The sequence below is a fragment of the Streptomyces violascens genome (assembly GCF_014649955.1).
Classification (GTDB): Bacteria; Actinomycetota; Actinomycetes; order Streptomycetales; family Streptomycetaceae; genus Streptomyces; species Streptomyces violascens.
In genome coordinates, this window is the sequence record NZ_BMUA01000029.1 from 79,798 (window position 1) to 89,056 (window position 9,259).

Annotated in this window: 11 protein-coding genes and 1 pseudogene; 7 read left to right on the top strand and 5 right to left on the bottom strand. The window is 68.7% G+C overall.

What is annotated here, in order from left to right; all coding sequences use genetic code 11:
- Positions 1 to 14: 14 nt before the first annotated feature.
- Entirely contained in the window at positions 15 to 791 is a 777-nt protein-coding gene (locus IE206_RS35420) for a hypothetical protein (RefSeq protein ID WP_189969619.1), read from the bottom strand.
- Between the two features lie 135 nt (positions 792 to 926).
- On the bottom strand, positions 927 to 1,220 hold the full coding sequence (locus IE206_RS35425) for an HU family DNA-binding protein (protein ID WP_189969621.1): 294 nt from the start codon (positions 1,218 to 1,220) through the stop codon (positions 927 to 929).
- 302 nt (positions 1,221 to 1,522) lie between these two features.
- Here IE206_RS35425 and IE206_RS35430 point away from each other — a divergent pair, with 302 nt between their 5' ends.
- From IE206_RS35430 to IE206_RS35455, 6 genes are all read left to right on the top strand, one after another.
- Positions 1,523 to 2,011: a hypothetical protein gene (locus IE206_RS35430; RefSeq protein ID WP_189969623.1), complete on the top strand. Its 489-nt coding sequence runs from the start codon at positions 1,523 to 1,525 to the stop codon at positions 2,009 to 2,011.
- 35 nt (positions 2,012 to 2,046) lie between these two features.
- A complete protein-coding gene (locus IE206_RS35435) occupies positions 2,047 to 2,289 on the top strand; it encodes a hypothetical protein (RefSeq protein ID WP_189969625.1) in 243 nt (80 codons plus the stop codon).
- A gap of 729 nt (positions 2,290 to 3,018) precedes the next feature.
- The gene (locus IE206_RS35440) at positions 3,019 to 3,474 is read left to right on the top strand and encodes a hypothetical protein (RefSeq protein WP_189969627.1); all 456 of its coding nucleotides are present in this window, start codon (positions 3,019 to 3,021) and stop codon (positions 3,472 to 3,474) included.
- A gap of 110 nt (positions 3,475 to 3,584) precedes the next feature.
- On the top strand, positions 3,585 to 3,791 hold the full coding sequence (locus tag IE206_RS35445) for a hypothetical protein (RefSeq protein ID WP_189969629.1): 207 nt from the start codon (positions 3,585 to 3,587) through the stop codon (positions 3,789 to 3,791).
- Between the two features lie 256 nt (positions 3,792 to 4,047).
- The gene (locus tag IE206_RS35450) at positions 4,048 to 4,440 is read left to right on the top strand and encodes a hypothetical protein (protein ID WP_189969631.1); all 393 of its coding nucleotides are present in this window, start codon (positions 4,048 to 4,050) and stop codon (positions 4,438 to 4,440) included.
- A 271-nt stretch (positions 4,441 to 4,711) separates the two neighbouring features.
- The gene (locus IE206_RS35455) at positions 4,712 to 5,020 is read left to right on the top strand and encodes a hypothetical protein (RefSeq protein WP_189969633.1); all 309 of its coding nucleotides are present in this window, start codon (positions 4,712 to 4,714) and stop codon (positions 5,018 to 5,020) included.
- 248 nt (positions 5,021 to 5,268) lie between these two features.
- Here IE206_RS35455 and IE206_RS35460 read toward each other — a convergent pair whose 3' ends face one another.
- The 3 genes from IE206_RS35460 to IE206_RS35470 form a co-directional block, all read right to left on the bottom strand.
- Positions 5,269 to 6,012: an NERD domain-containing protein gene (locus IE206_RS35460; RefSeq protein ID WP_189969635.1), complete on the bottom strand. Its 744-nt coding sequence runs from the start codon at positions 6,010 to 6,012 to the stop codon at positions 5,269 to 5,271.
- 367 nt (positions 6,013 to 6,379) lie between these two features.
- Positions 6,380 to 7,567 (bottom strand): hypothetical protein, encoded by a 1,188-nt coding sequence (locus IE206_RS35465; protein WP_189969637.1) that lies wholly within the window; start codon positions 7,565 to 7,567, stop codon positions 6,380 to 6,382.
- Between the two features lie 334 nt (positions 7,568 to 7,901).
- Positions 7,902 to 8,822 (bottom strand): hypothetical protein, encoded by a 921-nt coding sequence (locus IE206_RS35470; protein ID WP_189969639.1) that lies wholly within the window; start codon positions 8,820 to 8,822, stop codon positions 7,902 to 7,904.
- Between the two features lie 359 nt (positions 8,823 to 9,181).
- Here IE206_RS35470 and IE206_RS35475 point away from each other — a divergent pair.
- Positions 9,182 to 9,259: pseudogene (locus IE206_RS35475) on the top strand (DNA repair protein RecO); the annotation flags it as partial.

The following is a 9,259-nucleotide window of genomic DNA, read 5'->3' on the forward strand; positions in this document are numbered from 1 at the left end:
TCGTCCTGCGGTGGTCACCAATTGTCATGAGGTGTGGCAATGCCGAACAGGCGCTCTGCGGTGTCGAGTTGGACAGCCCTGAGGGCCGCCTGGTCGCGGGCGTCCTGGTCGGCGGGGAGTAGGCGGTCAAGCTCCCGTTGCGCGACGGTTCGTATCCGTGCGGCGCTGAGGGGCTGGCTATTGCCGATGCCGGGAATGTTCAGCGCAATGCCGTGGAGCAGCTGGTTGATCGCGGTGGCGTCTCCGTACGCCTCTCCGGCGGCCCGCTCTGCCGTGGCGGCCAGATTCACAGCCATGGTCAGGTAGTTGACCCGCTCGGATCCAGAGACGAACAGCCGCCGGGTCAGGGGCCAGTCGGACGAGGCGAGCATGGACCGAACGGGGCGCAGGGTGCCGGCGGCCAGTGCCGGGCACACATGGGTGCGCGGTGTGCTGCGGCTTCGGAAGCTGCGTTCCTCATCTCGCCGCAGACTCGCCAGGCGCGAGGGTGCGAGCGGGGTACCGAAGAAGGCGTCGTGGACGCTCCGGATGGTCTTCTGCGCCGCCGGGGCACCGATCAGCGCCAGAGTCTCCAGCACCTGCTCACGTGTGGACCTCATGGACCGGGGTGCGACGGGCGGCGGGGGCGGAGTGGAGGTTCCTGCGAGCAGTGCATCCCACCCGTCCTGTGCCACGCGCAACTGGTTACGGAGTTCCGTGACCCGCTCGCCGTCGGACGCCTCGGCGGCAGACCGGATTTCGATCCGGAGCCGGGACATCTCCCGTTCGATCGCGTCCAGCGCCTCGTCCATGCGCACGAAGTTACCAGGGAATTCCAAGATCTTCTTAGGTTTTCCCATATTCGACACTGCGGCTTCGAGCTCAACCCCTTGGGGCGGCCCAGGATGATCCCGAGCCGCCCCAGGGACGGGTTCACGGCAAGCGGGTCAGCCGGTGACGGCCCCCGATTTGGCGGCTTCCCTGAGCTTCGAGCCCACGCTGACCTTCACGCCGTAGCCGGCCGGGATGGCCATGGCCATCCCGGTAGCGGGATTACGGCCTTCGCGGGCGGCGCGGTGGGTGCGCTCGAAGGTGAGGAAGCCGGGGATGGTGTCCTTCTCGTCGCCCTTGGCGACGACCTCGCCGGTCACTTCTGCGAGGGCGGCCAGCACGGCGTCGGCGTCCTTGCGGGTCACCTCGGCGCGGTCGCTCAGCGCGGCCACCAGCTCACTGCGGTTCATATGGGGCTCTCCATGTTCGTTGTGCCTGTGCGGCTACTGCTCTTTATGCTGCCAGCCCCGACTGACAATCCCGCTCGCGCACCGCGGCACGGGCTGCGCCATCGGTCCCGTCAGGGGGTGTTCGGCAACATGCATGACCCTAGTAGATTGACACACGATTCGTCATGACTTAACTTTCCAGAGTCGCGTGATCGTTTTTACGCCCCCCGCATCTGCGCACCGCTCCGGGCCTGCAGCCGGGCGGCACCCGACGCTTCCCCCCGGCCGCAGATGACGGCCCGCCTTCCGAAAGGACTACGCCTATGAGCTCGTCCGCCATACCGCTCTACCTGCCGCGCCTTCGCTTCCGACTGGGGCGCTCCGGCTTCCCCGGAGGAGCAAGCCACAACCTTCTCCAGGACGACGCCTGGAGGGCGATCGCCGTCGCCGTCGACCGGGCAACCGCCGACGTCCTGCCACTGAGCACTTCCGGCGCCGGGAGCGTGGCCGCCGGCAACCGGGCGCTCGCCTCCCTGGTAGGCGGCCGCTTCCTGCTCGAGCGCATCTACGAGCGCAACGAGCACCACATCGGCGAACCTCGGACCCGCCGCGAGCGCCGTCAGCGCCGCCGCGCGGCTGAGGACCTGCTCCCCTACCTCACCGCGTTCCAGACGGCCATCAGCTACGCCCGCCGGATCGCCGACGGCGAGCCCGCGCCGGCCAAACTGCCGCCGCTCCTCCAGGCCGGAACCCGCCTCCCGCTGATCCAGCGGTTCCGCCAGGACCGGCAGGTCCTGGCGGAGGGCGCCTGACCCCACCTGCCGCCGGCCCTTCAGAAAGGCGCGACATGAAGCCCGTTGAACCGCACAAAATCCGCGCGACCTCGGCCATGGCTCTGCGCGCCGCGCTCGACGGCGTAGGCCATGCCCTCGACACGGCCCGCACCGTGGCTCTGGCCACGCTGGCCGACGCCGCACGGGGCCACATTCGCCAGTACGGCGGACTGCCCGGCACAGCCAACGCCGTGATGACCTCGGCCGTGGGTACGGCGGTGATCCCTTCGGAGTCCCGGGCGGGCGCACCCCTTTGAACATTCGCGTCAGTCCCGCGTCCTACGAGCGGATCCGGGAGCACCTGGAAGAAGAGTGCTTCCACGACTACGCCTGCGAATGCGAGCCGGATCCGTGGCTCACCCTTGATGCACCGCCTCGCGAGGAACAGATGAAGATCTGCCACCTCGACGGCGAGGCACGCGGATCTGCGACGCGCTCGCAGTTCGGCCGTGGTGATGTCGCACTGACCTCGACGACGAGGACGTGTTCAGGGCCTCCGAAGTCCTGCGCATCGCGGTCGCCATCGCGCCGCGCACCCCGGCAGGCGAGACGCCCGGGAACCTCGGGGACTAGAGCCTGCGGAAGCGCCGAGCGACGGCCCCGGCGACGAAAGCACGGGCGTGTCGCCACTGCGGAGTGCCCCCTCGCAGCCAAATCCCCCTTCTCGCGCCCCAGGCCCCGCACCCCTACACGGAATGACCCTATTAATTTGTGCTATGCGTGCGCATGGGTTAATCTATATACATCACAAGGGTTGAGGGGCTCCCTTCCGGCCCTTCCCGGCGTGACTCACCAACCCGCCGTCCGGCGCTCCCCTACGCCCGCCGGACGGCTTCCTCCGACGGACCCGCCCTCCCTCCGGGCGGGTCCGTCGCCCCCCACCGCGCAACACAGGCCGCCTGGCGCACCGCACCCAGTTGCGCAGTTCCCCGCCGCGTCCGCAGCCACTTAGCTCCGCAGCCCCGCCTGAGAGAACGGACCCCTCCATGCCTTCACCCTCACAGGCCGACCCGGCCATCTCCGCCGTCCGCGCCGCGCTCGACAACGCCGGACACGAACTGGCCGAAGTCCTCGTCAGCCGCCCTGATGACAAGGCGGACCACATCGTCGTTCGCTACAACCCTCTCAGCTCCGACACCTGGGACCTGGAGGAGGAGCAGAACACCGCGCTCGCCGAGACCTTGCGTCGCGCCGGGTGGGAGGGCGCCCTCGACCTCGGCGCCCTGGTCTTCCTCCCCGGAGTGCCCTCGCCCACCGCCACCCCGACGACCTTCGTGGCGACCTGGCGCACGGAGATCGACAACGTCGACGACGCCCAGCAGGCCGCCGAAGAGGCCCGCGGGCGGCAGCTCGACCCGGAAATCACCGAGTCCCTGTGGGACGTCACCGACGCCGTCGGGCGTACGCGGACGGTCCACTGCATCGACCCCGACCGTTCCTGACGCGCGCGCACGATCCTCACCAGCTCGGCCGGTAGCTGCACTTGCCCTGCGCGGGCTTCCACACACCGGCCACATCAGCCGACGCACCGTTACCGAGAAATGGGCCACCCGTGAACACCTATCTCGCCTCCGACGCGGACATTTCCAGCATCTCCACGCTGCCCTGGTGGCTCCAGCTCACCATCGGTGTCGCGATGTTGCTCGGCGCGGGCGGAATGCATGAGCTCGACAAGCGCGTGGATTCCGACTTCCTGGAATTCGGCGCCTTCGTCGTCGGCCTCGCAGGCATCTTCGTGGTCACCTCTGCGCTGGTGTGACACAGAGCTGCTCTCCCCCGGGGGCGGCCGCAGAGCGGTCGCCCCCACCACGCGCGCGCACCGGACAGCCAGAGGCGGTAGCGCTGCTGCACCGCCACCCGCCCGTCGATCCGGCCCAAGGACCGTGCCGTTCATCCATCCCCTCGAAGGAGATCCCGTGTCCCCTGCGCCCACGGCGCCGCGCCAGGCCACTGCCACCGAAGTCAGGCACCTTAAGACCGCGTCGGTCCATCAGAACGGGGAACTCCACCCGCGGGTGACTTCCCGCGTACTGAAGGCCATGCTCGACGCCGGGTTCATCTACCGCGAAGACTCCGACGGGTACCGGCTCAGCGACGCCGAGGCCCTGGTCTACACGGGCAACACGACCTGGCGGATCACGTGGGCCGGCCGCCGCGCAGCGCTGAGTGCGGCCCAGTGGCGGGATCTGACCGAAAGGGTCGACGCCAGCGGGGCGTTCACCACCAAGGTCCACTGGGTCACCAGGAATGGACTGGCCGAGTTGGGCCTGGCGGAGTACCGCGACGACCAAGGTGCCGTCCAGCCGGATGACGGGGGCTCCGGGGTGCACGGGCCTCGGTTCCAGGCTTTCCGCACCGAGCTCGGATGCCGTGTCGCGCAGTTGGCCGAGGCCGACGAATTCAAGTGATCTTTCCAAGGGGTCGTGGCCACAGGTCCACGGCCCCTCGCCTCGTTTCCGATCCGCCCCCTTGTGAGGAGATCCTTGAGCACCCGTACCTTCACCGTCGAGGAGCTAGACGCGCTCGGCGTTCCGCACAATCTGCCCGAGCAGGCCGCTGTAGCCGAACTTCCATGTGGCCAACGGTCGTTGGGCTGAAAGGCGGCGTTGCATCTTCACGCACGCGGGCGCCTTCTGGGCCGTCGACTACACAAGGCCGCTCCCCGAAGGTCAGGACATCGTGGACCACGGATGGGGCCGCTACGTCGACGTCACCCAGGTCGTGCCCGCACGTGTGCCGACCACGACGTGGGTGCCGGCCGACACCGAGCTGGAGGCCGAACCCGCCGTAGACGTCTGGATCGTCGAAGTCCGGCATCCGGTCGGCCGGTTCCGGTTCAGCTACCGCGACGACGAGTACGACCTGGCCCAGGAGCGACTGGATGAACGCCGCCGGGGCCACTCCGACGCAGAGGTACGTCTCGTGCGGATGACCACCACTTACACCGTGGTGAGCCCTGACGGGTCTTACACGCCCCAGGCTCTCTGACCCAGATAGACTGTGCCCCGGGCCGCTTACTCCATCGAGCAGAGGCGGACACCGGGGCCCACTAAGCCGTGCCCCGGACAGTGTGCGGGGGGGACGCAGTGACTGCGACCCGGGGCTCACATACACCACAGTAGCCCCAACTGGTGCTCAATGCAGGTGAATTATGCCGCGACGGACACGAGTTCGTATCGGCTCGACACACTGTGCGGTCTCCGGCCCTGGCCGGGGGCTGCTCGCCTCGGCGGTGGTCAGCCAGCGGGCCGGAGTTGAGCATCGGCCAGCCGCCGGGCCCCGGCTATGCGCCTGCGGTCCCAGCCGGGCTCCTTGGGCAGCGCGCGCAGAAATCGGCGCAGCTCGCTGGACTGGATGATCGTTACCCCCTGGCTGATCAGTCCGCCCGGAGGAACGGGGGCGTAGTGAACAGCCACAACGGCCTGGACGTGGTGGCCGAGCACCTCGGCCACGCGGCTCGCCTCCCACAACACGGTATCCAGGGAGTCCTTCTGGGAGTGGTTGCCGTACCAGAGCTTGCCGCCGCGCAGGTGCACCTTGGACTTCTTCGACTTCCAGGTCTTGGTGTCCACGTAGACGGGGCCGCATACGCCCAGAACGATGTGGTCGAGGTTGGCGCGGGACCGGGGGACTTGGCGATCGTGGAGGACTGCCCACCGGCCGAGACCGCACCAGACGAGTGGGGCGAGAATCCAGCGGGTGCGCCGCTCGCCGGCGGCGCCGGTGGCCCAGGTGCTGCCCTTGCTCCGGTAGATGCGGCGCAGGGCGAGCACCGCGGTCACGGCGGCGACGGCGAGGCCCGCGTGCCAGTCGGTCACTGTCGCTACGAGGAAGCCGATGCCGAGCACGACGGGCGTCACGAGCAGGGGGATTGCCCAAGCCGCGGTGCGGTGCTGCTTGCGGCGCTCGGCCGCGCGGATGGTGTCGGCCTTGGCCTGGGCACTCGCTCCGGCGCCGGGACGGCGCCTCGATCGCGTCATGGGCATGCGGTCTCCTTCAAGATCACACAGGTTCGGAGACGGCGATGGTGCGCGAGGCAGGCTGTGGACAGAGTCCGGAGTGCCCATGGGCGGGCGACGGCAACGTGGCAGGGCGCCGAAGTCGGCGCACGACGCCGGAGGTGTGACCGCTCCAGGACGCGCGCCCGCCCGGCACCACGGGACGGTGATGGCCGGGCGGACTGCGGGGCGTTATGAACGGTCGGTTGGATCGTCGCGGGTGCACCGCTGCGTGGTCGCAGGGGCCAGAGGTTCCGGGCGCGCCGACCCTCGTTCTTCAGGAGGCCGGGCGCGCCAGTCCCACAGTGAACGTTTCCAGCGGCTCTGCTGGCCGGACGGCTAGGCCTGTCTAGGGTTTCGGGGCAAGGCCCAGAACCTCGGCGATGAACGGAACTCCGATCGACAAGGTGAACACGGGCCCGAGGGAGTCGGCGTCCAGGGTGCTGCCGATCTGGCGGAAGTTGTCGGCGAGGTTGCCCTCCTCGAAGCCGTCCTCGAGGAGGTTCCACGGGGAAGCACCTTTGGGCCGTTCCTGGATCTGGGTTGTTGCGGTGACGGCGTAGCAGATCGCGGCCGGCCACAACTCCTCGACCAGGTAGTCCCGCACCCCGCCACCGGCGTCGTCTTCCTCGTCCTCCTCCAGGGTCTCGGCCACATGCGCACGGAAGCGGTCACGCAGGTCGGGGTGCGCGCCCTCCACGGCGGCCACGAGGGTAGCCAGACTCGTACCGGGGCGCAGTCGCTCCAGGACCGGGGGAAGATCGCCGGGCGGGAGCCAGACCCACACCTGATCAGGATCTGACCAATGCGGCAGCACCGCTCGCAGGCCGCCCGCCTCGCTGAGCCTCTCGCCGAAGTCACGGCCCCCGGCGCAGGCCAGGAGTGCCGTTACGGCCGACCAGCCGGCGGGTGCTGCCACGTCTTTGTCGGTCAGCTCGTCGATTGCGAATGCCAGGCGCAGCGGGTGGCTGCCGAGGATGTCGCCGTCGAAGACGCAGAAAGGGCAAAGGAGGAGCTTGTCGGACTGCGTCGGCGGCAGCAGGTGGCCGGCCGGGTAGCGGTCGCCGCACAGGGAGCAGGCTGCTTTGTTGACGAGCTTGCCAACCTCGGCCGCTCGGGCGCGGCCGAGTTCGTCGCACACCGTGGCAACGATCTCGGCGTCAGGGGTGGTGCCGGGAAGTTCCAGCACCATCGCCTCTCGGGTGTGGGGGATCTTCGGCGTGATGAAGGTCAACTCGGGGACGACGGTGAGGTCGTTGTGGTCCGGGTCGTCGGGGTGCGCTTCGCTGCCCCACTCCCGGGACCGTCGAAGCGTCGATCCCACCGGGCCGAGCCAACCGGTCCAGGTGCCGAACTCGGGGAACCCGTCGCTCTCCACCGGCCAGCCTGCCGCTGCGAAGGCGCCGATCAGTCGGGTCTGCACATCGGCTGTCAGGATCTCTTTGGGCGGGGAGGTGTGGACGCGCGCGGCACGAGCGTGGCCGGTCCCGTTGGCCTCGGCCCGGACGGCCAGCTTCTTCTTACGGTTGCGCGTCATGTGTGCTCGTCATCCCGTGCAGGCCCACGTCCCGCACTTCGGTGTCCAAGCACAGGGAATTGATGAGTGAGATTCGACAGAACCTTGTCCGCCGGCGCTGCTTGTCACGTGGGGACGCGCAGCATCGGAGTCGGGCGGTCACAAACGCCGCGCCGACCGTAACGCGACGGTTCGGCTCCGGGCAACCAGCCAGCGTCCGAACCACCCATTCGTGGGGTGAGCAGAGGCAGCGCGCTCCCCCATCTCGCCCCGGTAGCCCTCAGTCACCCCGCCCAAACGGACAGCAGCACCCGAGCCGACGCCGGCCAGGACACTCCCGCACACCTGCCGCTGATCAGCCCGACTTCGTGGACCGGAAGTCCGCCACCGCCCGCTTGAGCAGGTCACGCTGCATGAACCGGTACCAGCCCTCCACATCGTTCAGTGCCGCTGCCGGATTGGGGCCCGCCTTCAACTGAGCGGCCACCGCGCTACGCAACTGGTCCGCGAACCGGGCCGGAACCGTGATCAGCCGGTTCACCGCCACGATGCCGTTCTGCGCATCGACCAGATGCACCGCCAGCATGAAGGAACCGCCCCGTGCTCCCGGCACCCCGACCTTGTAGCCGGCGTTCTCCTGGGGGCCAGCCACCCACTCCGCGTCCGACCAACCCGCGGAGCGGCCATCGGCGAAGTCGAAGCGGAACATGAGCAGCAGGGCATGGTCGGAGTGGACGAGCGCGAAGTGCGCCTTCCCGTCGCGGAACGCGTCGATCTCCGTCTTCTCCAGTCCGCCCAGGAACACCGTCAGGGTGCTCCCGGTCGGCGTCAGGAGCAGTTGCGAGGCATCGGGCATGGGAAACATCAGGGCGCCTGGGTAGGGCTCGCCCACGATCATTGCTGTCATGGCCTTCTCTGGGCCGCTCCTGGTGCCTTCGGTGATGCCGTCGGAGTACTCGTCGTCCTCGTCCTGCGCAAGAACGCCCAAGCCCTCGTCGTACGGGATGTCCGCGACGATCCAGCCACCCTCGATCCGCCACGGGCAACGCAGGACGAGTTTCACCGGCGCGAGCGCCAACTCCCGGTTCGGATCCGCGTCCGGCTCCCACAGCGACTCGATCATGACTGCCAGGGAATGCCCCGACGACGGTTCGTAGAGGTACCAGGGAGCCAACTCGTCAGGGAGAGGCGAGTGGTAGGTGCGGCCGGGTACCCCGTGATACCCGGCCCTCGCCATGGCCGCCTTGGTGTCGGGGTTCACGTACTCACTGCGCATGGTCGTCCATCCTGTGAGAAATCGGGCAGGAGCATTCTGTCAAAGGCGCGCTGTCAGCGGGCCGCACACGCCATCAGCGGGCCGCCTTGGCGCTGTGGCCGGTAAGGCGTGGTCCGGGGCGGGTCGCGCCAAACGGTCGCGGAGGTGAGTCGTCCGTCGCGCACTCGGCCGCAGGTCGGCCAGGAGGAGCTGGGCGCGCTCCTCGTTCAACAGCACCTTAGGGGCGATAAACGATCGGTAGTTGTTCCGAGACCAGTCGTCGCCACTGCTCCCTTGTAGCGCAAGAACCAGACGACCCCGGCCTGTTCGTCCACATGCATCTCATCGTCCGGCCAGTGCTGGTGCAGCGAGCGCAGTGCACGGCGGAACGGTTCACCGGCAACGAGGGCGAGCCGGCCGTGCAGCAGTACCTGCTCCTGGTCGGCGGGCTGCGCACG